Source organism: Pseudomonas azadiae, assembly GCF_019145355.1.
Classification (GTDB): domain Bacteria; phylum Pseudomonadota; class Gammaproteobacteria; order Pseudomonadales; family Pseudomonadaceae; genus Aquipseudomonas; species Aquipseudomonas azadiae.
In genome coordinates, this window is the sequence record NZ_JAHSTY010000003.1 from 49472 (window position 1) to 74634 (window position 25163).

The 25163-nt window shown below is 59.9% G+C and carries 29 protein-coding genes; 5 read left to right on the forward strand and 24 right to left on the reverse strand.

Features of this window, described 5'->3' with window-relative positions; all coding sequences use genetic code 11:
- Positions 1–43: 43 nt before the first annotated feature.
- Positions 44–478 carry a PA3611 family quorum-sensing-regulated virulence factor gene (locus tag KVG91_RS27070; protein ID WP_169376687.1) on the forward strand — a complete coding sequence of 145 codons (435 nt, stop codon included), beginning with the start codon at positions 44–46 and terminating at the stop codon, positions 476–478.
- Positions 479–766: 288 nt separating this feature from the next.
- Positions 767–1879: an LOG family protein gene (locus tag KVG91_RS27075; protein WP_169376686.1), complete on the forward strand. Its 1113-nt coding sequence runs from the start codon at positions 767–769 to the stop codon at positions 1877–1879.
- Between the two features lie 216 nt (positions 1880–2095).
- On the opposite strand, the gene recX is transcribed toward KVG91_RS27075, so the two are convergent.
- From recX to KVG91_RS27190, 23 genes are all read right to left on the reverse strand, one after another.
- Entirely contained in the window at positions 2096–2563 is a 468-nt protein-coding gene (gene recX, locus KVG91_RS27080) for a recombination regulator RecX (protein ID WP_169376685.1), read from the reverse strand.
- A gap of 8 nt (positions 2564–2571) precedes the next feature.
- Positions 2572–3630, reverse strand: coding sequence for a recombinase RecA (recA, locus tag KVG91_RS27085; protein WP_048720087.1), 1059 nt, complete (start codon positions 3628–3630; stop codon positions 2572–2574).
- Between the two features lie 85 nt (positions 3631–3715).
- On the reverse strand, positions 3716–4216 hold the full coding sequence (locus tag KVG91_RS27090) for a CinA family protein (RefSeq protein WP_169376684.1): 501 nt from the start codon (positions 4214–4216) through the stop codon (positions 3716–3718).
- Between the two features lie 80 nt (positions 4217–4296).
- Positions 4297–4797, reverse strand: a complete 501-nt coding sequence (locus KVG91_RS27095) for a lysis system i-spanin subunit Rz (RefSeq protein ID WP_169376683.1) — start codon at positions 4795–4797, stop codon at positions 4297–4299.
- Positions 4785–5342: a glycoside hydrolase family 19 protein gene (locus tag KVG91_RS27100; RefSeq protein ID WP_169376682.1), complete on the reverse strand. Its 558-nt coding sequence runs from the start codon at positions 5340–5342 to the stop codon at positions 4785–4787. Before KVG91_RS27100 ends, KVG91_RS27095 begins: the two co-directional genes overlap by 13 nt.
- 22 nt (positions 5343–5364) lie before the next feature.
- A complete protein-coding gene (locus tag KVG91_RS27105; RefSeq protein WP_169376681.1) occupies positions 5365–6375 on the reverse strand; it encodes a contractile injection system protein, VgrG/Pvc8 family in 1011 nt (336 codons plus the stop codon).
- 9 nt (positions 6376–6384) lie between these two features.
- On the reverse strand, positions 6385–6597 hold the full coding sequence (locus tag KVG91_RS27110) for a tail protein X (RefSeq protein ID WP_169376680.1): 213 nt from the start codon (positions 6595–6597) through the stop codon (positions 6385–6387).
- On the reverse strand, positions 6590–6973 hold the full coding sequence (locus tag KVG91_RS27115; protein WP_169376679.1) for a phage tail protein: 384 nt from the start codon (positions 6971–6973) through the stop codon (positions 6590–6592). Before KVG91_RS27115 ends, KVG91_RS27110 begins: the two co-directional genes overlap by 8 nt.
- Positions 6973–8712: a phage tail tape measure protein gene (locus KVG91_RS27120; protein WP_169376678.1), complete on the reverse strand. Its 1740-nt coding sequence runs from the start codon at positions 8710–8712 to the stop codon at positions 6973–6975. The genes KVG91_RS27115 and KVG91_RS27120 overlap by 1 nt, the downstream gene beginning before the upstream one ends.
- A 127-nt stretch (positions 8713–8839) precedes the next feature.
- On the reverse strand, positions 8840–9412 hold the full coding sequence (locus KVG91_RS27125) for a phage tail assembly protein (RefSeq protein ID WP_169376677.1): 573 nt from the start codon (positions 9410–9412) through the stop codon (positions 8840–8842).
- 172 nt (positions 9413–9584) lie between these two features.
- The gene (locus KVG91_RS27130; protein ID WP_169376676.1) at positions 9585–10091 is read right to left on the reverse strand and encodes a phage major tail tube protein; all 507 of its coding nucleotides are present in this window, start codon (positions 10089–10091) and stop codon (positions 9585–9587) included.
- Complete coding sequence (locus KVG91_RS27135; RefSeq protein WP_169376675.1) at positions 10091–11257, reverse strand: phage tail sheath protein; 1167 nt, start codon at positions 11255–11257, stop codon at positions 10091–10093. Before KVG91_RS27135 ends, KVG91_RS27130 begins: the two co-directional genes overlap by 1 nt.
- A gap of 2 nt (positions 11258–11259) precedes the next feature.
- Entirely contained in the window at positions 11260–11433 is a 174-nt protein-coding gene (locus KVG91_RS27140; protein WP_169376674.1) for a hypothetical protein, read from the reverse strand.
- 84 nt (positions 11434–11517) lie between these two features.
- A complete protein-coding gene (locus KVG91_RS27145) occupies positions 11518–11775 on the reverse strand; it encodes a tail fiber assembly protein (protein ID WP_169376673.1) in 258 nt (85 codons plus the stop codon).
- Between the two features lie 11 nt (positions 11776–11786).
- The gene (locus KVG91_RS27150) at positions 11787–12407 is read right to left on the reverse strand and encodes a hypothetical protein (protein WP_169376672.1); all 621 of its coding nucleotides are present in this window, start codon (positions 12405–12407) and stop codon (positions 11787–11789) included.
- A gap of 27 nt (positions 12408–12434) precedes the next feature.
- Complete coding sequence (locus tag KVG91_RS27155) at positions 12435–12968, reverse strand: hypothetical protein (protein WP_169376671.1); 534 nt, start codon at positions 12966–12968, stop codon at positions 12435–12437.
- Positions 12965–13603: a phage tail protein I gene (locus KVG91_RS27160; protein ID WP_169376670.1), complete on the reverse strand. Its 639-nt coding sequence runs from the start codon at positions 13601–13603 to the stop codon at positions 12965–12967. The genes KVG91_RS27155 and KVG91_RS27160 overlap by 4 nt, the downstream gene beginning before the upstream one ends.
- Positions 13600–14595 carry a baseplate J/gp47 family protein gene (locus tag KVG91_RS27165; protein WP_169376669.1) on the reverse strand — a complete coding sequence of 332 codons (996 nt, stop codon included), beginning with the start codon at positions 14593–14595 and terminating at the stop codon, positions 13600–13602. Before KVG91_RS27165 ends, KVG91_RS27160 begins: the two co-directional genes overlap by 4 nt.
- The gene (locus KVG91_RS27170) at positions 14592–14924 is read right to left on the reverse strand and encodes a phage baseplate protein (RefSeq protein WP_169376668.1); all 333 of its coding nucleotides are present in this window, start codon (positions 14922–14924) and stop codon (positions 14592–14594) included. The genes KVG91_RS27165 and KVG91_RS27170 overlap by 4 nt, the downstream gene beginning before the upstream one ends.
- A 9-nt stretch (positions 14925–14933) precedes the next feature.
- The gene (locus tag KVG91_RS27175; RefSeq protein ID WP_169376667.1) at positions 14934–15545 is read right to left on the reverse strand and encodes a phage baseplate assembly protein V; all 612 of its coding nucleotides are present in this window, start codon (positions 15543–15545) and stop codon (positions 14934–14936) included.
- Positions 15546–15548: 3 nt separating this feature from the next.
- Complete coding sequence (locus tag KVG91_RS27180) at positions 15549–16064, reverse strand: hypothetical protein (protein ID WP_169376666.1); 516 nt, start codon at positions 16062–16064, stop codon at positions 15549–15551.
- Between the two features lie 21 nt (positions 16065–16085).
- A complete protein-coding gene (locus tag KVG91_RS27185; protein ID WP_169376665.1) occupies positions 16086–16421 on the reverse strand; it encodes a phage holin family protein in 336 nt (111 codons plus the stop codon).
- Between the two features lie 604 nt (positions 16422–17025).
- Complete coding sequence (locus tag KVG91_RS27190; protein ID WP_169376664.1) at positions 17026–17760, reverse strand: LexA family transcriptional regulator; 735 nt, start codon at positions 17758–17760, stop codon at positions 17026–17028.
- A 274-nt stretch (positions 17761–18034) separates the two neighbouring features.
- Between KVG91_RS27190 and mutS the strand changes: the two genes are divergently transcribed.
- Both mutS and fdxA read left to right on the forward strand, forming a co-directional pair.
- On the forward strand, positions 18035–20626 hold the full coding sequence (mutS, locus tag KVG91_RS27195; protein WP_169376663.1) for a DNA mismatch repair protein MutS: 2592 nt from the start codon (positions 18035–18037) through the stop codon (positions 20624–20626).
- 142 nt (positions 20627–20768) lie between these two features.
- Complete coding sequence (gene fdxA, locus KVG91_RS27200) at positions 20769–21092, forward strand: ferredoxin FdxA (protein WP_169376662.1); 324 nt, start codon at positions 20769–20771, stop codon at positions 21090–21092.
- Positions 21093–21587: 495 nt separating this feature from the next.
- On the opposite strand, the gene apbC is transcribed toward fdxA, so the two are convergent.
- A complete protein-coding gene (gene apbC / locus KVG91_RS27205) occupies positions 21588–22682 on the reverse strand; it encodes an iron-sulfur cluster carrier protein ApbC (protein ID WP_169376661.1) in 1095 nt (364 codons plus the stop codon).
- A 171-nt stretch (positions 22683–22853) separates the two neighbouring features.
- On the opposite strand from apbC, the gene metG reads away from it, so the two are divergent.
- Positions 22854–24905 carry a methionine--tRNA ligase gene (gene metG / locus KVG91_RS27210; protein WP_169376660.1) on the forward strand — a complete coding sequence of 684 codons (2052 nt, stop codon included), beginning with the start codon at positions 22854–22856 and terminating at the stop codon, positions 24903–24905.
- Positions 24906–25163 lie beyond the last annotated feature (258 nt).

A 25163-nucleotide genomic window follows, 5' to 3' on the forward strand; every position in this document is an offset into this window, starting at 1 on the left:
CAGTGGCTGGTCTATGCACCAGTAACCGAATCAGGAGAGTTTCATGCTGCGTTCCATGCTGCGTCTTGTCGCCCCATCCGTCGCCCTCGCGCTGGTATTGCCCGTGTGCGCCCAGGCGGCCTCGCTGCTGGAGGCCCAAATGAACCGGAAACTGCAAAGCGTCGCGGCGGAGAGCAACAAGGACCTGCCCCGGGAAATCGATGAAAAGACCCTGGAAGTGGCCTACACCGTCGAGGGCATGCAACTGATCGATCACCTGAGCGTGCTGCCCGACCGCGCCGAGCAGATGCGCGCCAATCCTAAGGCTGTCTACTTTCAACTGGGCCGCAGCGTATGCACCAACCCAGGCTATCGCGAGCTAATGGCCAAGGGTGCGGTCATGCGTTACGAAATCACCGAGAACAAGACCAACCGCCCCGTGGCATCGGTGAAGTTCGTGGAAGCGGATTGCCCGGCTCCAGTAAAGAAGAAAAAGTAATAGGTTGACCTTCACGCGCTACTGTCCGGTGGCGCGCATTCCCCCGCTTCAACGTTCAGCCGCAGCTAAGCTCCTTGATAAACGACCAATAAGCGGTTGCCAGCCAAGGGTTTTTCAGCCCATGATCCAGTTATCCCAACCCTCGATTCCCAGCACTTTTCACGCTGTTTTTTAATATTTCCAGGGCAAAAGAAGGTTGCCCCTGCGGCAAGCAGCGACACATGCAGTGTCGTAGCCTCCGGCGAACCTCTGGCCGGCCACCCGGGTCCTGCAAGAAGGAGAAGTTGAATGCCTTACGAACCGAATGACCGCCTGCTTCGACATTTTGGAGAAAACGGAGCCGACCTCACCCAGCAGGTCGAAGCGCAACTCCAACTGATCGCACCCAACAGCCCGAACATCCCCCTGTATCGCGACATGATCCTCACCGTGTTGCGCATGGCGCAGGACGACCGCAACCGCTGGAACGCCAAGATCACCCTGCAAGCCATCCGCGAACTGGACCACGCCTTCCGCGTACTCGAACAATTCAAGGACCGTCGCAAAGTGACGGTGTTCGGCTCGGCACGCACCCCGGTTGAAAGCCCGTTGTACTCACTGGCCCGTGAAGTCGGCGCGGCGCTGGCACGCTCGGACCTGATGGTGATTACCGGCGGCGGTGGCGGCATAATGGCCGCGGCCCACGAAGGCGCCGGGCTGGAACACAGCCTGGGGTTCAACATCACCCTGCCGTTTGAACAGCACGCCAACCCGACCATCGACGGCACCGAGAACCTGCTGTCCTTCCACTTCTTCTTTACCCGCAAGCTGTTCTTCGTCAAGGAAGCCGACGCGCTGGTGCTGTGCCCAGGCGGTTTCGGCACTCTGGATGAGGCATTGGAAGTGCTGACCCTGATCCAAACCGGCAAGAGCCCGCTGGTACCGGTGGTGCTGCTGGACGCACCCGGCGGAGGTTTCTGGCAAGGCGCGCTGGACTTTATCCGCAGCCAGTTGGAAGCCAATCGCTACATCTTGCCCACCGACCTCAAGTTGGTACGCCTGGTCTACAGCGCTGAAGAGGCGGTGGAAGAGATCAACCGGTTTTATGCCAACTTCCACTCCACACGCTGGTTGAAGCGTGAGTTTGTGGTGCGCATGAATCATCCGCTCAGTGATAAAGCACTGGCCCATTTACAGGATGAGTTTGCCAGCCTGCGCTTGAGTGGCGAGTTCCAGCAGCTTGCGTATACCGGCGAAGAACATGACGAGCCGAGGTTCAGCCATTTGACGCGGTTGGTGTTCAATTTCAATGGGCGCGATCAGGGCCGTCTGCGGGAGCTGGTGGACTACATCAACTTGCCGGAGAACTGGGCGCAGGCTCAGGGGAAGGCTCAGCAGCGGGTGGCGCAGGAGCCGGCGTGAAACCGGAAAACGCAAAAAGGGCCCGCTATTTTCATAGCGGGCCCTTTTTGGTGGTCAAGTGAGGGGATGGGGGTGCAATTGGGGCTGCTGCGCAGCCCAGCGCGGGGCAAGCCCGCTCACTACAAAAGCCCAGCGCGGGGCAAGCCCGCTCACTACAGCAGCCCAGCGCGGGGCAAGCCCACTCGCTACAAAAGCCCGCTCACCCGCCCAGTGCGTTCAGTCGTCCATATCTCGGCCGCTCAACAAGCGGCTGATCATCTCCATTGAAAATCCGCGATAGCTCAGGAAACGCCCCTGCTTTGCACGCTCCCTGGCATCAATCGGAAGATGGCCGGAAAACTTGCGCCGCCAGGTGTCTTCCAACTGCGCTTGCCAGCTGATACTGCACTCGCGCAAGGCGAGGTCGATGTCAGCACGCTGCAGGCCGCGCTGGCTCAGCTCTTCACGAATGCGTGCGGGGCCGTAGCCGGAACGTGCTCGGTAGGAGACAAAACTTTCAAGGTAGCGGGATTCGGAGAGCAGCCCCTCTTCCGTCAAACGGTCGAGGGCGGCTTCAATCATCTCGGGCTCCGCGCCGCGCTGACGCAGTTTACGCGTCAGCTCGACTCGACCATGCTCGCGGCGAGCGAGCAGGTCCATTGCGGTGCGCCGAACGGCGACGAGTGTATCGAGTACAACTGCCATCGTTTGCTTCAGATGTCAGTGTCAGCTTCTTCCACTTCTTCAACCGGCTCGCGGTTGGCGGCAGCTTTCACGTCTGGCGCTGGGGTCAGCAGCTTGTCGCGAATCTGCTTTTCAAGCGTGGCAGCGATGTCCGGGTTGTCCGCCAGGAACTTGGCCGAGTTGGCCTTGCCTTGGCCGATCTTGCTGCCGTTGTAGGCATACCATGCACCGGATTTCTCGACAAAACCGTGCAGTACACCCAAGTCGATCATCTCGCCGTTCAGGTAGATACCCTTGCCGTAGAGAATCTGGAACTCGGCCTGACGGAAAGGCGGGGCCACTTTGTTCTTCACGACTTTGACGCGGGTTTCGCTACCCACAACCTCGTCACCTTCCTTCACCGCGCCGGTACGGCGGATATCCAGACGGACCGAAGCATAGAACTTCAACGCGTTACCACCGGTGGTGGTTTCCGGGCTGCCGAACATCACACCGATCTTCATACGGATCTGGTTGATGAAGATCACCAGGCAGTTGGCGTTCTTGATGTTACCGGTAATTTTACGCAGCGCCTGGGACATCAGACGGGCTTGCAGGCCCACGTGCATGTCGCCCATTTCGCCTTCGATTTCAGCCTTGGGTACCAGGGCTGCCACGGAGTCGACCACGATCACGTCGATGGCATTGGAGCGCACCAGCATGTCGGTGATTTCCAGGGCTTGCTCGCCGGTGTCCGGCTGGGAAACCAGCAGGTCGTCAACGTTGACGCCCAGTTTGCCGGCGTACTCAGGGTCCAGGGCGTGCTCGGCGTCGACGAACGCGCAGGTGGCGCCCATTTTCTGCGCCTGGGCGATCACCGACAGGGTCAGGGTGGTTTTACCAGAAGATTCAGGACCGTAGATTTCAACGATACGGCCTTTTGGCAAGCCGCCAATGCCGAGCGCGATGTCCAGACCCAGAGAGCCAGTGGAAATAGCCGGGATCGCCTGACGGTCGTGATCGCCCATACGCATTACGGCACCCTTGCCGAATTGACGTTCGATCTGACCCAGGGCCGCAGCCAAGGCTTTCTTCTTGTTGTCGTCCATTAAAGTCCTCACGTAATCAATAAGGCCGGGGGCGGCCAACACCTGTATAAGTAGACAGTATTGTTCCACAAAGAACGAAGATCGCCTACCCCTGATTGTCTATTTCTGCTGCAGCTCGTCGCAACAAGCCCTCCAGCGCGGCCTTTACCGTTTGTCGGCGGACCTCGTCGCGGTTGCCGGGAAAGTGCGCAAGCTCGGCCGTGACCTCATCCCCCACGCCGAAAGCCAGCCAGACAGTGCCCACCGGCTTGTCGGGCGAACCGCCGTCCGGCCCGGCGATACCGCTGACGGCCACGGCAAACCGTGCCAGGCTTTTTTCCTGCGCGCCACGGACCATCGCTTCGACCACCTCCTGACTGACGGCGCCCACTTTTGAAAACAATGTTTCCGGCACGTTCAACTGGCGAGTCTTCTGGCGGTTGGAATAGGTGACATAGCCCGCTTCGAACCAGGCCGAACTCCCCGGTATCTGTGTGATCGCTTCCGCGATACCGCCGCCAGTGCAGGACTCGGCAGTGGTGACATGGGCGTTGAGTACCTGTAGACGGCGACCCAGATCAGCGGCCAGTTGAGTGATTTCCTTCACGGTCATCTCCAGAGGTGGGCGGGGTTTGCCTACCCTACAGGAGCCAATCACGCGTGCAAGTGACGGAGTGTCTCAAGAAGCTAGCGGGCGACGGCGTGCACATAAGCCTGGCAGGCGCGCAAGGCAATCAGGGCGCTGTCACCGTCGTCGGTGATGCGGATAATTCGCTGAGCATGCGCCGGGTCAAGTCGGGCTCGCGGGGCTGCATGAACCACGCTGCCGGAGGTGGTGGTGGCGGGCACTGGGGCACAGCTGGCGGTATCGGTGGCGTCGAGAAGGACTGACAACCGCACATCAGCAGTGGCCAGGCGGTCGCGCAAAGCAGCCTGATTACGTTGCGCATCGTTCAACTCCCGGGCATATCGTTGGTCGCTGGCATTGAGCTGTTGCTCCAGGGCCAGCCGTTTTTCCTGTTCAGCCTGTTGCCGCTGCAGGGCTGCCCGGGCCTGCTGGGCGAGCGCCTGAGCCTGCGCAGCCGACACACGTTCAAGCTGTGCGGTATAGCGCCAGGCCTGCACCTGCCAGGTCAGCGCCACCAGCAGGCACGCGCCGATCAGGCGGTATACGCCTAGCCAGTGCATAACACCGCCTTCGCCCGCGCCCACAAGCGCAAACGATCATCCAGGCCATTGAGCCCGCCATTGATACGCCGCGTAATCGTGTTGAACTGGTCGCGGTCAGCCAGTTCGTTCAGGCCGTTGCTCTGCCAGAACCAGGCGGCCGACTCGGCGGCCCATTGGGGTTGCTCCAGCAACATTGGCTCTCGCAACAAACGATCGTCGCCGAACAACGCCTGGCTGCACGCCAGGTAGTTATGACGCCCGGTAATCTGGATCAGCCCCCTGCCCCGGTACTGCTGACCGTCGCCATCCGCGTCCGGCGTGTTGCCCAGGCGGGCGGCCAATGCACCGGTGTCGTACTTGCTCAAATAGGCATCACTGCCCAGTTCACGCACGTAGCGCAACTCACCGGATTCATGGCCGACCTGGGCGAGAAATGCGGCGGTGCGTTTCGGGTTGTCGATCTGGTAGCGAAGGAACGCTGCATTCAGGGCGGTCAAAAAAATGCCCGCACGCAGGCGGGCCCCAGGCATCACTTGAAGCAGTTGGGTTAGCGTTATCAGCATCAGGTTCACCGTGAAAAAACATCTAGGCCGACAAGCCGCCAGCGATGATCGAACTGCGGTAGCCCGTCGTCGCGTCGCCGACATGAGTCACCTTGGCAATCGACCAGCGCCCCTGCATATAGGCCGGCCAAGTCTCATCCAGCAGCAGCAAGCCTTCGGCGGACAACAACGGGTTACCTGGACAGTCGACCAGCAACTTCAGGCCTTCGCGCCCCACACGGCGCAGTTCGCCTTCGGCCACTGCACGCGCTTCCGTTTCGTTCTGGCAACGCTGGCGCAGGGTCTTGAACGGAGCGATCCCGACCTGGACCACGCGCTGCTGGCCGGCGGCCGAATCCCACCAACTGACGCGGCTGCCCTGGTATTTGGACCGCGACGTTTCATCCAGTTTGGCGCTGATAAAGGCACGCTCACCGGGGCGATTGTCTGCAGTCACCGACACTGTCACCTCCGGCAGTTGTTGCCCGGAAAGCGACTTGACCTGACCGGCCTCAGCCAGCACATACAGCTCATTGATCGGCTTGGTGACGGCGCTGTAGCGCTTGGCGAGCCGCGTGATAAAGGCCATGTCGCTTTCGTTGGACTGGTCGATATGAGGGATCGCAATGCCCTCCAGAGCAGGCGCCACGCGCGGTGAAAAACCGTGACGGCTGACCAATTGGCGAAACAGCGCCCCCAGGGTGGTCGGCCCGTAACTGGCGGACCGCCGCTGGCGATAACCGCTGGCGTCCGCCACGCTGAAGGGCGCTGCCGTGGCCACAATCATCAAGCGCATGGGAAACAGCACGGGTGTTCTTTGGGTGATGAAAAACTCGCCCTTTTCCACCACGCCCGTCTCGAGGTAGCCGACGCGCAAACCGATCTTGCCACTCAGGCTGGGCAGGCTCTCGAGCCCCTCGATACTGAGGGTCAGTTCCAGCCGGTCGGTCTCAATGCCCGCCGCGTCGGTGTGGCTCCAGTGCATCAGGCGTTGATTGAGCAGCGCCGCGTTGGCACCGTAAAACTCCACCACTGGCGTAAATCCCTGTGCCATGCAGCCTCCTTAATCCCATGCCAAAACAGGTCGCACGGCACTCGGCCGCGCGGGCATCTCCGGCACCGTCACCCACACACCGGCCGGCAGCACCGGGCCGTATTCAGCCAGCTCGGGGTTTAAGCGCCACAGGGTTTCCTCGGCCGCATCATCGCAACGGCCCAAGTCGCGATAGAGCAGCAGGTTGACCGAATCACCGGCAATACTTCGCACTCTACGCATTGACGAACTCCTCCAGTTCCAGGGTCCAGGCCATGACCATGGCGGTGCCGTCGTCGATCACATTGCTCTGCTTTTCCACGACTGAATTGATCCGCCACAAGCCCCAGTTGCGCCCAATGCCATCGGCCAACGGCAACGGTGCTCGTGCGTTTTGCAACGCACGCAACTCGTCCAGCCGCTCCATGCCGACCGCGTACATGGCCGTGCCGCCAAACGTGAGTTTTTCCAGCTTCTGCCCGATCTGCCGGGACAGGGGTTTGCTGGCGATGATCGCCAGGTCGCTCCAGCCGCCATCGCTGTTGCGGATCAATGTGGAATAGGCAAAGCCTCGGGACAGGCCAAAAATAAAGTCGCCCAGTACCATTTGTTGTCGCATCAATCACCTCTTGGATCGGCCAGTGCCGCATTACGCCGGATCCCCAGAGCGTCGGTGACCATCGGCATGCATTGAAATTGCAGGGCCTGAATCACTTGATTGACGACCTGCTGGGCATCGGTCGGGTTTACGCCAGTGATCTGGATGCTCGGGGCGATGGTGACCTGAACGCCATCGGTACGAGTGTTGTTGAGTTCCTTGCTCACCGCATTTGGCTCGGGCAGGCGATCACCCGCGCCGAACAATTTGTCACCGAGCCAACTGCCCGCCTCGCTGCCGAGCAAGCCACCGATGGCGCCCCCCACTGCGGTGCCGACGCCGGGGAAAACCAGGGTGCCGATAGCTGCACCGGCGGAGGCTCCCGCCCAAGCACCACCGGCCGTACTCAGGCCGGCACCTATCGCTTTTGCATCGCCGTTGCGCACGCCTTGGAGCACATCAAAAGCGGTGTCGGCATATTTCATCGGGCCAAGCCGTCGGGCACCGAATGAGTCCAGCCTGGCAAATACACTTGAGAGCCCGGCGGTCAGTCCTTTAGTCGCGCCGCCCGCAACGGGGCGGGCTGTCGAGGGCGCAGCAAAGGAGGCAAACCAATTGCCGGGAAGACTGCTCGAGGCCTGGCTCGCCAGCTTGCTGTTGAGCGAAACAGGCGGCTGGTCAATGGCTTTGAGCGGAGGCGCGACAGGGACTGGAGGGACGCTACGTTGCAAGTTGAGCGACGTTGACGTTCTGACAACGCTGGTTTTGACCTCGCGCGATCTTGACTGTCGGGGCTTGTAACGCTTGCCGCGCGGGCTCCTGGGGTTGCCTTTGGAACGCGCGCCGGTTTTGTCCCTGGCGGTCTCACCGACACTTTCGGGCAACTGTGCTGCGGCTGTATCAAGCGTACCGAGGGTGCCGACAGACACCGCTCCCGGGCAGCAACAATGCTTATCCGAGTCTTTAACCTTTTCCTTGTCTTTGTAGCCACCGTCCTTGAACAACTTGCCAATCCCGGGCAACTTTCCGAGCGTCAGGTCGACCACATTGCCTGTAATCCGATCCTTGATCTTCTCGCCCAACCCAGACGCAAAGCCTGACACGATTGGAGAGATCACGGCATCAGCGGTTTTGATAGCGCTGGCGACAACCGGTGAACCACCGGCCAAATCGTTGGCACTGTCTATCACGCTGGTCTTGTGTTTGAGCCATGTCTCCTCCCCCAGGACTGACGCTGGCTCGAGCGTCCTGGACAGGCGCTTTTCGCTTTCTGTGGATTCCTCTCGCAACACCGTTATCGACTTTTGCGAGGCAGTCGTCGTATCAAACGAAAGGGTGGCATTGGCGTGTCGAAGCGCTGCAATCGGGTCAAGCATCCTCCCGTCGCGCACCGTCATGGCCTCACGGCTCTGGCGCAGGTCTTGGGACTGGCTGGCCTGGAACTCAGTCGTGGTCTTCTGCTCGGCGGGTTCATTGTTTTTGAACGAGCGGACGTCGACGGCTACAAGCCGCGCCAAGGTGGTTTGCACAGCGTCCACGCTGTTGCGCAACAACCCCAAGGACAGCGACAGCCCGCTGAGCTGTAGATCTGCAGTGGCCGGTGCCAGACTCTTCGAGGAGATCGGCGCCACCGCCTTGGCGCTTTCAGGGGCCAACGCGCCGGTGTTGACGATGGCGGCATCCTTGGCACTGTTGCCCCTGCCGAACATCACCTGGCCATCCCTGGCCATGGCATACGCCAGTGAATACGTGTCTTGCATCCCGCTTACTCCTGTTTAACGCCAAGGCGAGTGATCGCGATGTCGTAGCGGCGCAATGCTTTTGCGGCGTCCCAGTCGAGGATCTCCGCCTCATTGACTGAATAAATCAGTGGCACCACATCGAGGATTACTTCGATGTCGCGCGCCGAAAGAAGTCCGCCGGTTGATTTAAAAAATCGTCGATGCGCTCCTGCAGGTCCGTCCAGTCGGGGACGGTCAGGCCGGCCAGGTCGGGGATCATGAGGCCGGAGCAGTGAGCGGTAATAAACTCGGCACGCTCTTTGTTGGTGGCGAGTTTTTTCATGGCTTTAGTGGCGCGCAGGGCGGGCATTTCCAGGGGGAGTGCGGTCAGGGTGCGGCCGGCGACTTCCAGGGGCAGAAGCAGTTGCACCTGCTCATGGCGCGACGGTTCCTCACTTTCGCCGAGGAAGAACGAAGCAGGACGTGTCGACATCTCGTGTACGTACTGGGCGATGCTGACGTAGTCCGGGCGTTTGAGCTGGTCGAGCTCTTTTTCCGACAGGCCTGTGGCGAGTTTCGCCAGTTCGAAGAACTGGTCGTCCTCGTCATCACCGGCCCGGGCCAGCGCGTCTTTCTGCGCGGCGTAGTACAGCGGCTTGAGTTGAATCTGCTCGATCGTCGCGCCGGTATCGGCGCTGATCGGTGAAAGCAGGCGGTGTAGCGGTGGCATCCAGGCCATGGGCAATTCCTTGCTTAAACATCGTTGAAAAATGGCGAATCTCTCAGGCGAACGCGATCACTGTGGGAGCCGGGCTTGCCCGCGATACAGGCGACTCGGTCTATCTGTCATACCGAGGTGATGCTATCGCAGGCAAGCCAGCTACCACACTGACCGAGTACGCCGCTCGCGCTTAAGGCATCAGCACCGCACGGCGGGCGTCGCCGAGGATGTCGACGCCGTTAAGCACGAACTTCTGGGTACGCACGTCGATGTCGATCACCGAAATGCCGTTTTCCAGACGGTTGTAGGTGCGGCAGGCCAGGACCAGGGTGGTCGTGGCCTTGTCGCCCATCTTCAACTTGGCCTCAGTCAGGGTCTTCAGCTTGCCGCCGACCGTGTGGTAGGTGAAGTAGGTCTTGCCGTCCTGATCCTGGCCGGCTTCACGTACGTTGAGCAGGATGTCCTCACCCAGCCTCACACCCAGCGCCAGCATGATTTCAGGCCCGGTGCCTTGCAGCATCAGGGTCGCGTTGAGCACCTTGCCGCTCTTGGCCATTTCCTCGGCGATGAAGCGGCCACCGGACATGGGCTCCATGTCGAAATCAATCGTCGGCGGGGTGAATTCCTCCACGGTGGCGGACAGCGGTAAGCCTTGAAGGGTGGCCGCAATGGCCTGTCTGACTCGGTTGGTAAACATTAGAGAACGTCCTCCAGGAACTGCTCGATGATTTCATCGCGGGCGTTGAGTTGATAAATCATGTGTTCGTTCGGCGCGTAGCGGCCGTAGTCGATGACGATGAACCAGGTACCGTTCTTGTACTTCTCGACGCTGTTGAGTTCCGGGTGCAGGTACACGCTGCCGCCGGGAATGGTTTCGTCGGCGACCAGCGTCTGCAGCCAGTCGTTGATGCGCTTGACCTCCTGGTCCATGAACGACTTGGTGAGATTCTTGGCCATGGCTTTCTGCCCAGCCTTGACCAGCTTGCGGCTGATGGCGTCTTCGAGGCCGACGTAGCTGATGAACTTGCCGGTGATGGAGCGGTTACCCAGCAGCGAAAAGCCGCCAAGAACGGTGCGGGCGTAATAGCTCACGCCGTAGCGGTTGAGCAGATCGCCTTCGGTGGAGGTGTCGAGGATGTTGTACTCGACGACGCGGGATACGTCCTCGGCGAACGTCACCTGATTACCTGGGCTTTCCCACTGCTTGACCTTGGCCAATGCGGCGATGGCCAGGGACGATGGCGACAGGAACACGTTTTTCTTCGCGGCCTTGGAGTACACCGACGGCATGTTGTGCACCAGCAGGCAACGGTCGAAACCCAGGTCGGCACCGCCCAGTTCGCCGCTGTAGGTCACTTGGTCGGCGACCGAAGCGTCCTTGCCATCCAGCACCACGCGGGCCTTGATGCGCTTGCCGAAGGAGGCGAACTCGCCGGCCACGGCCTTGGTGCCGGTGAAGCCTGGGGCACCGATGATGGTCAGGTCTTCCGGCACGCTGCTCAGCGCAGCCAGGCCAAGCTTGCGGCCCGTGACCGGCTCGTTGCCGCCGATCACGTTGTTGAGCGTGTCAGCCGGGGTTGCGCCCTCCTCCACGATCACCACATAGACCGGCACCTTGACCACTTTGAGGATCTGGTACACCGCATGGAACAGCGTGCCCGACTCGGTACCGGTCGGGTCCAGCAGCGCCTGGGTGGTGAAGCTGTTGATACGAAACGGCGCGTTTTTCGGGATTGACGCGTGGGCGTTCGGCGCGGTGCCGACCAGGCCGATCACGTTATCGCCGAGGCCACCCATGGCCTCGGGGGACTCGGTGGCATTCACGGTGATGCCGTTGTGCTCGAAGTTCAAAACCTCAGCCATGATTAGTCAACCTTCTTGGGGGTGGCGTTGAGGACGCTGGTGAGTTCCAGACGGCCGGCGGTGCGCAGGGCTGATGCTTCGACGTCGAGCAGTTCCAGCTCCTCGCCCGCAGTGGACCAATGGCCGTTGCCGATGGGGAAAGGGATGAGGACGGTGTAGGTTTGGCGGTTTGTCATGTGCGAATTTCTCCGGAGGCAAAAACGCGAAATCCCCAAACGGGGATTTTCGTTGCGCAAAAAAAACCGCTTTCGCGGTGGGGTCTATTTCAGGAAGATGGGCAGTACAGGCCACACCAGCGTCGAAGGTTCAGTTGCTTGCTCAGGAATGGCGCGTAATGCCTTACGATATGCCACCACTTCCACTTTTTGGGCATCGGATACGGGATAGTCAGGCAACTGAGTGTAGTCAGTCGCGCGCAGCAGTTGATTCCGACGTGCACGGATGGCCGCCCATTCGCTTTCAGGTGTGGGCGTAGCAATTTTCGACACTACGCTCTCAGTGTTAGATGCTTCAGACATTTATTTTCTCCTTAACTGAAAATCACAGTATCGGCCAACGACACCTTATTTTTAAGATCCCCTAGATTGAATAGACGACCGTTACCGACGCGCATAGTGTCAATTCGGATTGTGGTGTAGTAAATGCTGGGAATCAAAATTCGCATCACAACATTTCCGTTAACATCTACATAAACAGCCGGAGTCATATTGCCAAACGTTGATACGTTGTGCAGCGTTCGAGTTGGCTGATAGCAATAACCCACAAGGGTTTCATCAATAATTTTTGCCGCGCCGTAGCTATAACCCTTGATATTAAACCAGAACATTTCCGAGTTAACGTTGATATTCAGCGGGATCTGAAAATGCATATATACGTCTGCACTCGCGCCTAAATCGGTAGGTTTGAAATCACCAATCGCCTGCGCCTCGAACACGCCTCCAGTACCATAAACGTGGCCCTGGAAGATATTTTTTCGAATTGTGCCTGGGTAATTCGGGTCGCCTTCTACGTCCTTAAGGCCACGCCATTCATTAAACTGTACCAAAGCGCTTGCCATCGTTGCATTGATACTTCCGATTTTCCCATTGACCATTGCGGTCAAATTATTCGCTGCTGACACCAGAGTTGCAATAGTTGTTTCTAGGCTCACGTTTATAACTCCTCATCCATTAATAGTTTAACGACTCGCTTCCAGCGCCATTACACGAAACAACAACTCAGCATGACGGGTCATATTGTCTATATCCGCAGTGGCAAGTACGGCGATATCCTCTCCCAACAAGATATTAAGATTTTCACTCCCTACGACAATCGTCACGCTATCCGCCGGCAACGGCGAAACATCCAACGTAAACTTCTGCAGCACCCGCGCCGCCGCCGCTTTATACGTCAGCAACTTCCCCGCCACTGAATACACCGCGAGCAAAGTCCCACTAGCGAGATAGAACCCGAACTCGCCAATCTCATATTCACCGTCACCGCCAAACAGCGCCGCCATCCTGAGTTGGCGGTCTCCCAGGTCTTCATAATCGACAATGGCGACCCGCTGGCGCTCGTCACGCAGGGCCACTTCGCTGCCGTCCGGGTCGTAGCGGCCAGTACCGGCGCCGACATGGGTGATTTCGCCTTTCAGGCCCTGGTTCCTTGCCTGGAGCACTTCATCCAAACCTTTGGAGGTGAAGCGCACCAGGCGCGTAATGTCATCTGTCATGGCCGCGCCCTTAAGTCGTAGTCGTTAATGGTGCAGTGCCGGGCAATCCCGGCGCTGTTGAGTCGGGCAGCCAAGGCCAGCTCCGGCAGCGCGCCGCGCAAATACAGCTCGCCGTCGGTTAAAGGCCCCTGGATGACCTGCGTGAGCGCAAGGCGAGCGGCGGTTTCGTGGACGATGGTGATCGTCGCCAAGTCCCGTTCGCTTTTCGCCGCATTGACGCGGCGAATCAATCGGTTGTGGTCGCCACTGGACCAACTGCGTCCGATGATCGCCTGCACATCGAAGGTGTAAGGCACACCCAATGGCCGCTGCTGATACCAGGCGCTGATGTTGGGGGTAAAACCCAATGATTCCACCGCATGGCTCAGCGCTTTGGGCGTGCCGGCCTGGCGTTGGATTTGCCAGGACAAGGCCACCGTCAGGCGCTTCTCGGTCTCGCCGGCGTTGGCGTCCCATTCGCTGACGCCTCGGTCGGCGGCCAGGTAAGGAAGGAATCCACTAGGCGTATGCAGCGGGTTCATCAACACCGGAAACGGCGGTGTAACCCGCTCAAGCAAAGCGCCGAAGCCAAGGTCCAGGGCCTTTTCCAGCGGCGAACTGTTGGCCGGCAACAGACTCGTTTGGGGCTCACTCATAGCGTGCGCACCTCCACCTCGACACCCGTGCAATACGGGGCCTGAAACGCTGTGCTGACGATCGGCTCCAGCGGTTCCAGGATTTGCAGCTGCGCGGCGCCCGCACTATGAATGGCGTAGTCGATCCAGCTCGGGTCCACTCGCCCTTCCAGGCAATGGCAAGAGTCGGCGTAGGTTTGCAGTAGATGCTGAGCGGCGACTTGGGTCAGCCCCGAGTCCGGGCCGGCGTTGATCTTGGCCACTACGCGGATCTTGTAGGGCAGAATTTGCGCACCTTGGACGCTGACGAGGTCAGTCTCCGGTCGTACATCCGGCCGCGCGAAATGGCGACGAACACCGTCAAGCAAATCGGCGGAGGGTGTGCCATCGTCTTCTCTTGAAAGAACGGTAACCATGACTTCACCTGGCGCGGTGCGTCGCCCGTTACCATCCTTGACCTGGGCCGCATAGCCGTCCGGGTCGAAGGTATAGGTGACGTCAACCACACCCGGTGTTGCGCTTTGCACCTTCACCGCAGGCCGCTCGCCCAAAGTGAACACCTCCCGCCGATACTGCATCCGCGAACCCGCCGCCGGAGCGTGGGGTGCCAGGTAGTAACGCAAGCGAGCGTCATCGTCGCTTTCCAGCGCCGGCGGCACGGGCGGGAAAGCGGCCGGATCGCCGGGGTCGAGCACCTGGCGTTCCAGCCCCATATCCGCCAAGCGTGCGTCCAGGTTGCTGCCGGTGGCCCACCACGCAAGCATCTGTTTGATACGCGCGTTGTATTTACGCTCGTGGGTTTGCAGCCGCACGCAAAAGGCTTCCAGGGCCAGGGTCAGCAGCTCACTTTCATTGTCGAGACTGGCCTTGAGTTTGGCTGCGCTTTGCGGTGCCCGGGTAGCGACGTAGTCGACGACGAACGCCTTGAATTCGGCCAGCAACGGTTCGAATTCATCAACCGCGATAATCGCCGGTTCCGCCAGTTGGTTCTGGCCTGGGATCAGCATGCTCATGTCACGACCTCGAAGGATTGTTGGCGGTTTTTCCAGGTACCAGCAAAGCGCAGCAACAGGCCGGCGCCCTGGCGGGTGGCGACGATGACCTGAGGCTCAAAGTCGGCGATGCCGTTCTGGGTGTTGTAGAAGGCTTGGGCGGCGTGGCTTTGGGCGAGGATCAATACGTCGTCGCCGAGGTTGCGACCGAGCAACTGCGGGATCATCGAGCCGTATAACGGGCGCTTCTGGCGAGTGCCCACGGGGGTGGTCAGCGCTCGGGTGGCACGCTGCACGAATTGCAGCCAGTCATCGACGGCTGCCCCGGTGTTCCTATCGATTCCGATCATGGCAAATCCTTATGCGCTGCTGATCACGCGCCCCTGGTGATCCACCAGCGGGCCGCTCAAGTGCACGCCGGCGGCATCCAGCAATAAGCGGGTGGCGCCGAGTTGCAGGGTGATGCTCTGGGCATTCATTGCCAGGCTGGCGACGCCAACCTTGATGTCGACCTGCTCGCGGGAGCCGGTGAACAGGGTCGGGCCGTTGACCCAGTTAAAGGTGTGGCTGGCGTCGTCGTAGTCGCTTTGGGTGCCGTCCTGATGGCGACGCCGCGTCAGCGAAGCAACCCCGGACACGGGCGGAAAGAGACTACTGTTAAGGCCGAACAACGCTACGGACTGTGTCCCTCCTTCCCCGCTGCCGTAGTTGAGCAGCAGGCATTGTTCGCCGACGGATGGGATGCGGGTTTCCGTTTGCGCACCCGCGCTCGGGTTGAAAAACCGGATGGCCGGGCTGAGCAAATCACCATGGCTGACCTTGCAGGTATTGCCGACGGCATCGACCTCGTGGCACACGCCAATGCGGCAGAAACTTTCTGCGCGCCGATAAAGATCCTCGAGCTGGGCTTCCATTTCCGCCAGGCGCTCGACAATCGGCCCCAACTGCATGCGTAGCATTGCGTCGAACATGGACTACTCCTGCAACGGGCGGTATTGATCCGGATCGTCGATGTTCGACACTTCCCAGGTGCAGGCAAACAGCGGTTTGCCTGTGGGATCTTCGAGCAGCGTTGGGCCGAGGTAGAGGGTTTGGGTGAAGGACACGGTCCAAGTGTTGTAGTCCGTTTCCGCGCTGGTGAGTGCAGAAGGTGCCGCGACAATCGCGGCGGGCACGTCACACTGGTCAGATGGCAAACCCCAGCGGTTATCCAGGGCCAGGTCCATCAATTGGCTGGCCAGGTCACACGCATCAAAGGGCGCGGCCTCGCTGGCGACCGCGGCCCTGAGTGAAACCGACAAGGCGTGTGCCTTGCGCCCTGCAAGGGAGCGCACGCCCGGGCCGTTACGCTCCATGCTGATCAAAATTCCGGCTTTATCGCCCGTTCCGGAAAAGTCCTGATGATTGCCTACCCGAAGTTGTGGGAAAGCGCTCGTCAGCGCGTCCGCAATCGCCATGGGCAGTTGGGAAGGTTTTTCGATAAGTGTCATCTGCTTGCATCCTTGCAGCGGTTACTGCTGATCCGGGCGAGAGTCGTTGACCCCAATTCGCTTGGCCGCCCAGCGTTCATAAAGGCCGATGGCCACATCCGCGCCGGCCATGGCAGTCAGGCAACCAATGGCCCCGGCGGTCCAGATCGACATGCCGGCGGCGTAGCACAGCATCAATGCTGAAACCCCGCAGACCATGCACGCCCCGGACCGCAGGGCCAGGCGCCGAATCAGCGACCAACCGCGGGCGCCTTCCTTGTCGGCGCGCCACATCTCACCGGACACTCCGCCGACCAGCGCCAGTATGATCACCAGCCAGATAGGCATTTCCGCTAACGCTTGCTGCTCGTTTGTCATGTCACGCCTCCTGGCTGAGCATTACCGGCCGAACGCCGGGCTTGAAAAGGTCTTCCATTACCTGTGCTGCATAGATAGGCATTCCAAAAAGCCCGGTCTCCCAGGCTTTTCAGTAATGCTTTTCTCGATCTTTCGGCGCTACTGGCGCGGTACGGATCTTTCCTCCACTGTTTTTCCGACCACGATCCCTGTCTGCCGGATAACTGCTTCTGGTGCTTTACGCTGCACACCCGGGTCAGTTGCCAACCCTCTGAACCGTTGAGGCCGGTTCATCGCTGCCTGTTTTTAACTCGGTACTACTAAAGAGCGTCGGCATCCTTGCCGGTGTTGCCTTGGCATCCTTGCCATCGCTTCGATGGCGTCCATGCCGATATTGCGTGCCTTCCTTGTCTTCCTTGGCAGCATCCTTGCCGCCTCCACCAGGCCTTGTTGGCTGGCTTGAGATGGAGAATAGGACTGTATGAACATACAGTCAATGCATAAATGCATTTATTTTCAAAATATAAATGCACCTGTGCAATTTTAGCGTTTCAGGCACGAGGTTGAGATTCTTACAGACGAAAAAAAACCTGCTCGTTAGCAGGCTTTGTCTTACAGAAAAAGGTTAACGCGCGTACATGCCCCACCAGAACACGTGCCCGAGGATGCTGATCTGCTCATCCTGGATATCCTGAAAGCTGTAGTCCTCATCCGGGTGCTCATCGCGATTGAAGCTGCGCAGGCGAATCCCGGAAGGTAAGCGATAGAGCTGTTTCACTCGCAACAGGCCATTGTGATTGATCGCATATAAGTCGCCGTCGACGATGTCGCCGATCGCACTCTTGCCCGCATTCACTCCAACCGTCGCGCCATCGCGCAGCACGGGCAACATGCTGTTGCCACGCACGGTCACACACTTGGCCTGGTCAAACTGCACGCCGTTATGCCGCAGGCTGCGCTTGCCGAAGCGCAGGCTGGCCTTTTCGCTTTCCTCGATGACGAATCTTCCTGATCCAGCAGCCAATTCAACCTCGCGCAAAAAGGGGATCGACACCTCGTCTTCATTCACGGGGGTATCGTCGTCCCACAGGCTTATGTCCTTGAGTTCGGAATGCATCGGGTCGCGCGCGTCATCCCGCAAAGCGCCCAGCGCCACGCGCCCGCGCAGTTGGTCGGTGCTCACGCGAAAGTACTCGGCGATGCGGGAGATGTGCTTGTCCGACGGATCAACGATCTTGCCGCTGAGGATCCGGGACAGCGTGGATTGAGGCACGCCGGTACGCCGGTGAAGCTCCGTGGGGGAGATCCGGTCGCGGTCCAGCAGCTCTCTTAAGACGATAGAAACGTTGCGTTTTTGCATAATGTGGATAGTGACCGGAGATTTGCAGGTTGGCAAATGCATATTTGCATACTATATGCATCAGTGACACCTCTGCATGTCACTAAGCTTCTCACCCATAGAACGTCGCCCTCCTTGGGTGATCGCTATCAGGGCGTGCCCGCCTTGAGTTTTACCTATCCATTTGCGACCTGCGAAGCCCCGACCTCGCGTGTTAACCTTGCCGCCATCGCAAAAAATGCTGGGCCAAGCGCCCCTTTGCCCCATCACTTTCAACGAATCTGCCTACTACCCAATGAGTAAAAACGCCTCCGATCTGTCCTCCCACACCCCAATGATGCAGCAGTACTGGCGCCTCAAGAACCAGCACCCTGATCAGTTGATGTTCTATCGCATGGGCGACTTCTACGAGATCTTCTACGAAGACGCGAAGAAGGCCGCCAAGTTGCTGGACATCACCCTGACCGCACGCGGGCAGTCGGCGGGGCAGTCGATTCCGATGTGTGGGATCCCTTACCACTCGCTGGAAGGTTACCTGGTCAAGCTGGTGAAGCTGGGCGAGTCGGTGGTGATCTGTGAGCAGATCGGCGATCCGGCAACCAGCAAGGGCCCGGTGGAACGTCAGGTGGTGCGCATTATTACGCCGGGAACGGTGAGTGATGAGGCGCTGTTGGATGAGCGTCGCGATAACCTGATCGCTGCGGTGTTGGGCGATGAGCGTTTGTTCGGGCTGTCGGTGCTGGACATCACCAGTGGCAATTTCAGCGTGCTGGAGATCAAGGGCTGGGAGAATTTGCTGGCGGAGCTGGAGCGCATCAACCCGGTGGAGTTGTTGATCCCGGATGATTGGCCGAAGGACCTGCCGGCGGAAAAGCGTCGTGGGACCAAGCGTCGTGCACCGTGGGATTTCGAGCGTGACTCGGCGTTGAAAAGTCTGTGCCAGCAGTTCTCGGTGCAAGACCTGAAGGGCTTCGGTTGCGAAACCCTGACCCTGGCCATCGGCGCCGCCGGTTGCCTGCTCGCCTATGCCAAAGAAACCCAGCGCACCGCCCTGCCGCATTTGCGCAGCCTGCGCCATGAACGCCTGGACGATACGGTGGTGCTCGATGGGGCCAGCCGGCGCAATCTGGAGTTGGACACCAACCTCGCCGGCGGGCGTGACAACACCCTGCAGTCGGTGGTCGACCGTTGCCAGACCGCCATGGGCAGCCGCTTGCTGACGCGCTGGCTGAACCGTCCTTTGCGAGACTTGACGGTGCTGCAAGCGCGCCAGACGTCCATTACCTGCCTGCTGGACCGCTATCGCTTTGAAAAGCTGCAGCCACAGCTGAAGGAAATCGGCGATATCGAACGCATCCTGGCGCGGATCGGCTTGCGTAACGCGCGCCCGCGTGACCTGGCGCGGCTGCGCGATGCCCTTGGCGCCTTGCCGCAACTGCAAGTGGCGATGACCGAGCTGGACACGCCGCACCTGCAACAGCTCGCGATCACAGCCGGCACGTACCCGGAACTGGCGGCGCTGCTGGAAAAAGCCATTATCGACAACCCGCCGGCGATCATCCGTGACGGCGGTGTATTGAAGACCGGTTACGACAGCGAGCTGGACGAACTGCAATCGCTGAGCGAAAACGCCGGGCAGTTCCTGATTGACCTGGAAGCCCGCGAAAAAGCGCGTACCGGCCTGGCGAACCTGAAAGTCGGTTACAACCGCGTACATGGCTACTTTATCGAGTTGCCGAGCAAGCAGGCCGAGTCGGCGCCTGTCGACTATCAGCGCCGCCAGACCCTCAAGGGCGCCGAGCGCTTTATTACGCCAGAACTTAAAGCGTTCGAAGACAAAGCGCTGTCGGCCAAAAGCCGCGCCCTTGCGCGGGAAAAGATGCTCTACGAGGCCTTGCTCGAAGACCTGATCAGCCGCCTGGCGCCGTTGCAGGACACCGCCGCCGCCCTGGCCGAACTGGACGTGCTGAGCAACCTGGCCGAACGAGCGCTGAACCTGGACCTGAACTGCCCGCGCTTTGTCAGCGAGCCGTGCATGCGCATCGTGCAAGGCCGCCACCCTGTGGTGGAGCAGGTGCTGACCACGCCGTTCGTCGCCAACGACCTGTCGCTGGACGACGATACCCGCATGTTGGTGATCACCGGTCCCAACATGGGTGGTAAATCCACTTACATGCGTCAGACCGCATTGATTGTGCTGCTGGCACATATCGGCAGCTTTGTACCGGCGGCCAGTTGCGAGTTGTCGCTGGTGGACCGCATCTTTACCCGGATCGGTTCCAGCGATGACCTGGCCGGTGGCCGCTCCACCTTTATGGTGGAAATGAGCGAAACCGCCAATATCCTGCACAACGCCACCGAGCGCAGCCTGGTGCTGATGGACGAAGTGGGCCGTGGCACCAGCACCTTCGACGGCCTGTCCCTGGCTTGGGCGGCCGCCGAGCGTCTGGCGCATTTGCGTGCCTACACGCTGTTCGCGACCCACTATTTCGAGCTGACCGTACTGCCGGAGAGCGAGCCACTGGTGGCCAACGTGCACCTCAACGCCACGGAGCACAACGAGCGCATCGTGTTCCTGCACCATGTGCTACCGGGGCCTGCCAGCCAGAGCTACGGCCTGGCCGTGGCGCAACTGGCCGGTGTGCCGAACGACGTGATCCTGCGCGCCCGCGAGCACCTGAGCCGCCTGGAGACCACCGCCCTGCCCCACGAAACCGTGGTTGCCAGCCCGAAGAAAGCCAGCACTAAACCCGCCGCGCCGCACCAGAGCGATATGTTCGCCAGCCTGCCCCATCCGGTGCTGGATGAGTTGGCAAAGCTTGACCTGGACGACTTGACACCGCGCAAAGCACTCGAAATGTTATATGCACTGAAGACTCGGATATAACGCAGACGCTTGCAAGCTGGTAGACTCTCGCGCGGTTTGGGATGCTGTGGGCTTTTAGCCTGGCCTGCAGACTATCGCTCCCGAACCTCGCGGGCCCTGCCACAAAGGGTTTCGCTGCCGCCGCCTGAGGAGAAAATTAGAAATGACCTTCGTCGTCACCGACAACTGCATCAAGTGCAAGTACACCGACTGCGTAGAAGTGTGTCCGGTGGACTGCTTCTACGAAGGCCCGAATTTCCTGGTTATCCACCCGGATGAGTGCATTGACTGCGCCCTGTGTGAACCAGAATGCCCGGCCGTTGCGATTTTTTCCGAGGACGAAGTGCCTGCCGGCATGGAACAGTTCATTCAGCTGAACGTCGAGCTGGCGGAGATCTGGCCGAACATCACGGAAAAGAAAGACTCGTTGCCGGATGCGGCAGAGTGGGATGGCAAGCCAGGCAAGATCGCGCACCTCGAGCGCTGAGAGCACCGCAGCCCTCCAAAAAAGCCCCTTGCGGGCTTTTTTGCATTTCTGGGGCTGGCGTTCACTTTTCTACAGGCAAAAAAAAGGGGCGGTTTGACCCGCCCACATTTTTTCCCTAGTCCCTTTGTTCCTTTTCATCGTCCTGATGAATCGCATCCCGCGATATTCCTTGAACCATCATTCCTTGATGGCCGTGCCAATCCGTGGACACAGGGCTGATGTTAAAGAGTTCCATTGGAACTGCAACGGGATCCAAGTTAGTGACTGACAAGCTTTCCCGCCAAAAACGCATTAATTAATTGTTATATTTCAAATGGATAGAAAATTCCCCCCAAAAATCGGGACGTCGCTGGCGAGCAAAAAAACCGATCGCTTACGATAAAGTAAGCGAATGCTTACACGACTAACTGCGCAAACGCGTAACACCTGCCCCCTGCCCGTCTTGCAGGCATGAAAAAGCCCCGACCCAGTCGAGGCATTTTCCCTTCAACGCGCTCAGTCGTCGCTGACGGTAATGGTCGGCATTGCGGGTGCGGCGGCTTCCTGAAGCACGATCCGCGCGCCCACGTGGCGGGCCAGTTCCTGGTACACCATGGCGATCTGACCATCGGGCTCTGCCGCCACGGTGGGCTTGCCGCTATCGGCCTGCTCACGAATCGTCATCGACAAGGGTAACGACGCCAACACCTCTACACCGTACTGGGTCGCCAGCTTCTCGCCACCGCCCTCACCGAACAGATGCTCGGCATGGCCGCAATTGGAACAGATGTGTACCGCCATGTTCTCGACCACCCCCAGCACCGGGATGTTGACCTTGCGGAACATCTCCACGCCTTTTTTGGCGTCGAGCAGTGCCAAGTCCTGCGGGGTGGTCACGATCACCGAGCCGGCCACCGGGACTTTTTGCGCCAGGGTCAGCTGGATATCGCCGGTGCCCGGCGGCATGTCGATCACCAGGTAATCCAGGTCGCCCCAGGCGGTCTGGGTGACCAGTTGCAGCAGGGCGCCGGACACCATCGGCCCACGCCAGACCATCGGCGTGTTTTCATCGGTGAGGAAAGCCATCGACATCACTTCCACGCCCAGGGATTCGATAGGCACGAACCACTTCTGGTCCTTGATTTTCGGCCGTGTGCCTTCGGCGATACCGAACATCACGCCTTGGCTCGGGCCGTAGATATCCGCGTCGAGAATGCCCACCCGCGCGCCTTCGCGGGCCAGGGCCAGCGCCAGGTTGGCCGCGGTGGTGGACTTGCCCACGCCGCCTTTGCCGGAGGCCACCGCCACGACGTTCTTGACGTTCGCCAGGCCCGGGATCTGCGCCTGGGCCTTGTGCGCGGCGATCACGCATTTGATATCGACCTTGGCCGAGCGCACGCCATCCAGGCCTTCGATGGCCATTTGCAGCATCTGCGCCCAGCCGCTCTTGAACAGACCGGCGGCGTAGCCCAGTTCCAGCTGGACCGAGACCTGGTCGCCCTGGACGTCGATGGCGCGCACACAGCCGGCGCTGACCGGGTCCTGGTTCAAATAGGGGTCGGTGTATTGGCGAAGAACGGCTTCCACCGCTGCGCGAGTGACGACGCTCATGGGCTACTCCCGAAAAAGACTGACTGAAACAGGCGGCTATCCTAACCGTTCCAGCGGTCTAAAGGCATGCTTTCACAGGTTCGGAAGATTCGGAAACAGCGCCACGGGGTGAAATATATCCGCCGGCGCTTTATAGTGGCCGACCTCCGTTTCATCAAGTAGCCGAGCCCCATGTCCGAGCCACGCAAGATCCTCGTCACCAGCGCCCTGCCCTATGCCAATGGTTCCATCCATCTTGGCCATATGCTTGAGTACATCCAGACCGATATGTGGGTGCGCTTCCAGAAGCATCGCGGCAATCAATGCATCTATGTCTGCGCGGACGACGCCCACGGTTCGGCCATCATGTTGCGCGCCGAAAAGGAAGGCATCACCCCGGAACAACTGATCGCCAACGTGCAGGCTGAACACAGCGCCGACTTTGCCGAGTTCCTGGTGGAGTTCGACAACTTTCACTCGACCCACTCCGACGAAAACCGTGAGCTGTCGAGCCAGATCTACCTGCGCTTGAAGGAAGCCGGGCACATCGACCAACGTTCGGTGACCCAGTATTTCGACCCGGAAAAGAAAATGTTCCTGGCCGACCGCTTCATCAAGGGCACCTGCCCCAAATGCGGCACCGAAGACCAATACGGTGACAACTGCGAAAAATGCGGCGCGACCTACGCGCCGACGGACCTGAAGGATCCGAAGTCGGCAATCTCGGGCGCCACGCCGGTGCTGAAAGACTCGCAGCACTTCTTCTTCAAGCTCCCCGACTTCCAGCAGATGCTGCAAACCTGGACGCGCAGCGGCACCTTGCAGGACGCCGTGGCCAACAAACTCTCCGAATGGCTCGACAGTGGCCTGCAGCAGTGGGACATCTCCCGTGATGCGCCCTACTTCGGCTTCGAGATTCCGGGCGAGCCGGGCAAGTATTTCTATGTGTGGCTGGATGCGCCCATCGGCTACATGGCCAGCTTCAAGAACCTGTGCGACCGCACGCCGGAGCTGGACTTCGACGCGTTCTGGGGCAAAGACTCCAGCGCCGAGCTGTATCACTTCATCGGCAAGGACATCGTCAACTTCCACGCCCTGTTCTGGCCGGCGATGCTCGAAGGTTCGGGCTACCGCAAGCCAACCGCCATCGCCGTGCACGGCTACCTGACGGTCAACGGCCAGAAAATGTCCAAGTCCCGTGGCACCTTTATCAAGGCGCGCACCTACCTGGACCACCTGTCGCCGGAATACCTGCGTTATTACTATGCCTCCAAGCTGGGCCGTGGCGTCGACGACCTCGACCTGAACCTGGAAGACTTCGTACAGAAGGTCAACTCGGACCTGGTCGGCAAAGTCGTGAATATTGCCAGCCGTTGCGCCGGTTTTATCCACAAGGGTAACGCCGGGCTGCTGGTGGCCGAGAACGCCGCGCCGGAGTTGACCGACGCCTTCCTGGCCGCCGCGCCAAGCATCGCCGATGCCTATGAAGCCCGCGACTTCGCTCGCGCCATGCGCGAGATCATGGGCCTGGCCGACCGCGCCAACGCCTGGATCGCCGACAAGGCCCCGTGGTCGCTGAACAAGCAGGAAGGCAAGCAGGACGAAGTGCAGGCGATCTGCGCCACTGGCGTCAACCTGTTCCGCCAGTTGGTGATCTTCCTTAAGCCGGTGCTGCCATTGCTGGCCGCCGATGCCGAGGCGTTCCTCAATGTCGCGCCGCTGACCTGGGACGATCACGCCACCCTGCTCAGCAACCATCAATTAAACGCGTTCAAACCGCTGATGACCCGCATCGACCCGGTAAAGGTCCAAGCCATGACCGACGCTTCGAAAGAAGACCTGGTCGCCAGCCAGACCGACACCGGAACGGCTGCACAGTCGGGCAATGGTGAGCTGGGCAAGGATCCGATCTCCCCGGAGATCGACTTTGATGCGTTTGCCGCCGTGGACCTGCGCGTGGCGCTGATCGTCAAGGCCGAGGCCGTAGAAGGCGCCGACAAGTTGCTGCGCCTGACACTCGACATCGGTGACGAGCAACGCAACGTATTCTCCGGGATCAAGAGTGCTTATCCGGACCCGTCCAAGCTCGATGGTCGCCTGACCATGATGATCGCCAACCTCAAGCCACGGAAAATGAAATTCGGTATTTCCGAGGGCATGGTCATGGCGGCCGGGCCTGGCGGCGAAGAGATCTACCTGCTGAGCCCTGACAGCGGCGCCAAGCCGGGTCAACGTATCAAGTAACCTGCAAGCTCTGTCGTTGTGGGTGTGGTTGTGGCGAGCGGGCTTCTTGTGGCGAGCGGGCTTGCCCCGCGTTGGGTCGCGAAGCGGCCCTGGAACCTGAGTCTGCGGTTGACCTGACAAATACCATGGAGGCCTACTGGGGCTGCTTCGCAGCCCAACGCGGGGCAAGCCCGCTCGCCACAGAAGCCCATTTGCCACAGAAGACCGTTTGCCACAAGAAGCCCGCTCGCCACATTAGGCCCTGTTTATTTAACCGGC

Excerpts from the sequence above, each read along its gene's own strand:
- KVG91_RS27070 (WP_169376687.1), top strand. The coding sequence starts at position 44 with ATGCTGCGTTCCATGCTGCGTCTTGTCGCCCCATCCGTCGCCCTCGCG.
- KVG91_RS27075 (WP_169376686.1), top strand. The coding sequence starts at position 767 with ATGCCTTACGAACCGAATGACCGCCTGCTTCGACATTTTGGAGAAAAC.
- recX (WP_169376685.1), bottom strand. The coding sequence starts at position 2,563 with ATGGCAGTTGTACTCGATACACTCGTCGCCGTTCGGCGCACCGCAATG.
- recA (WP_048720087.1), bottom strand. The coding sequence starts at position 3,630 with ATGGACGACAACAAGAAGAAAGCCTTGGCTGCGGCCCTGGGTCAGATC.
- KVG91_RS27095 (WP_169376683.1), bottom strand. The coding sequence starts at position 4,797 with ATGCACTGGCTAGGCGTATACCGCCTGATCGGCGCGTGCCTGCTGGTG.
- KVG91_RS27100 (WP_169376682.1), bottom strand. The coding sequence starts at position 5,342 with ATGCTGATAACGCTAACCCAACTGCTTCAAGTGATGCCTGGGGCCCGC.
- KVG91_RS27105 (WP_169376681.1), bottom strand. The coding sequence starts at position 6,375 with ATGGCACAGGGATTTACGCCAGTGGTGGAGTTTTACGGTGCCAACGCG.
- KVG91_RS27110 (WP_169376680.1), bottom strand. The coding sequence starts at position 6,597 with ATGCGTAGAGTGCGAAGTATTGCCGGTGATTCGGTCAACCTGCTGCTC.
- KVG91_RS27115 (WP_169376679.1), bottom strand. The coding sequence starts at position 6,973 with ATGCGACAACAAATGGTACTGGGCGACTTTATTTTTGGCCTGTCCCGA.
- KVG91_RS27120 (WP_169376678.1), bottom strand. The coding sequence starts at position 8,712 with ATGCAAGACACGTATTCACTGGCGTATGCCATGGCCAGGGATGGCCAG.
- KVG91_RS27125 (WP_169376677.1), bottom strand. The coding sequence starts at position 9,412 with ATGGCCTGGATGCCACCGCTACACCGCCTGCTTTCACCGATCAGCGCC.
- KVG91_RS27130 (WP_169376676.1), bottom strand. The coding sequence starts at position 10,091 with ATGTTTACCAACCGAGTCAGACAGGCCATTGCGGCCACCCTTCAAGGC.
- KVG91_RS27135 (WP_169376675.1), bottom strand. The coding sequence starts at position 11,257 with ATGGCTGAGGTTTTGAACTTCGAGCACAACGGCATCACCGTGAATGCC.
- KVG91_RS27140 (WP_169376674.1), bottom strand. The coding sequence starts at position 11,433 with ATGACAAACCGCCAAACCTACACCGTCCTCATCCCTTTCCCCATCGGC.
- KVG91_RS27145 (WP_169376673.1), bottom strand. The coding sequence starts at position 11,775 with ATGTCTGAAGCATCTAACACTGAGAGCGTAGTGTCGAAAATTGCTACG.
- KVG91_RS27155 (WP_169376671.1), bottom strand. The coding sequence starts at position 12,968 with ATGACAGATGACATTACGCGCCTGGTGCGCTTCACCTCCAAAGGTTTG.
- KVG91_RS27160 (WP_169376670.1), bottom strand. The coding sequence starts at position 13,603 with ATGAGTGAGCCCCAAACGAGTCTGTTGCCGGCCAACAGTTCGCCGCTG.
- KVG91_RS27165 (WP_169376669.1), bottom strand. The coding sequence starts at position 14,595 with ATGAGCATGCTGATCCCAGGCCAGAACCAACTGGCGGAACCGGCGATT.
- KVG91_RS27170 (WP_169376668.1), bottom strand. The coding sequence starts at position 14,924 with ATGATCGGAATCGATAGGAACACCGGGGCAGCCGTCGATGACTGGCTG.
- KVG91_RS27175 (WP_169376667.1), bottom strand. The coding sequence starts at position 15,545 with ATGTTCGACGCAATGCTACGCATGCAGTTGGGGCCGATTGTCGAGCGC.
- KVG91_RS27180 (WP_169376666.1), bottom strand. The coding sequence starts at position 16,064 with ATGACACTTATCGAAAAACCTTCCCAACTGCCCATGGCGATTGCGGAC.
- KVG91_RS27185 (WP_169376665.1), bottom strand. The coding sequence starts at position 16,421 with ATGACAAACGAGCAGCAAGCGTTAGCGGAAATGCCTATCTGGCTGGTG.
- KVG91_RS27190 (WP_169376664.1), bottom strand. The coding sequence starts at position 17,760 with ATGCAAAAACGCAACGTTTCTATCGTCTTAAGAGAGCTGCTGGACCGC.
- mutS (WP_169376663.1), top strand. The coding sequence starts at position 18,035 with ATGAGTAAAAACGCCTCCGATCTGTCCTCCCACACCCCAATGATGCAG.
- fdxA (WP_169376662.1), top strand. The coding sequence starts at position 20,769 with ATGACCTTCGTCGTCACCGACAACTGCATCAAGTGCAAGTACACCGAC.
- apbC (WP_169376661.1), bottom strand. The coding sequence starts at position 22,682 with ATGAGCGTCGTCACTCGCGCAGCGGTGGAAGCCGTTCTTCGCCAATAC.
- metG (WP_169376660.1), top strand. The coding sequence starts at position 22,854 with ATGTCCGAGCCACGCAAGATCCTCGTCACCAGCGCCCTGCCCTATGCC.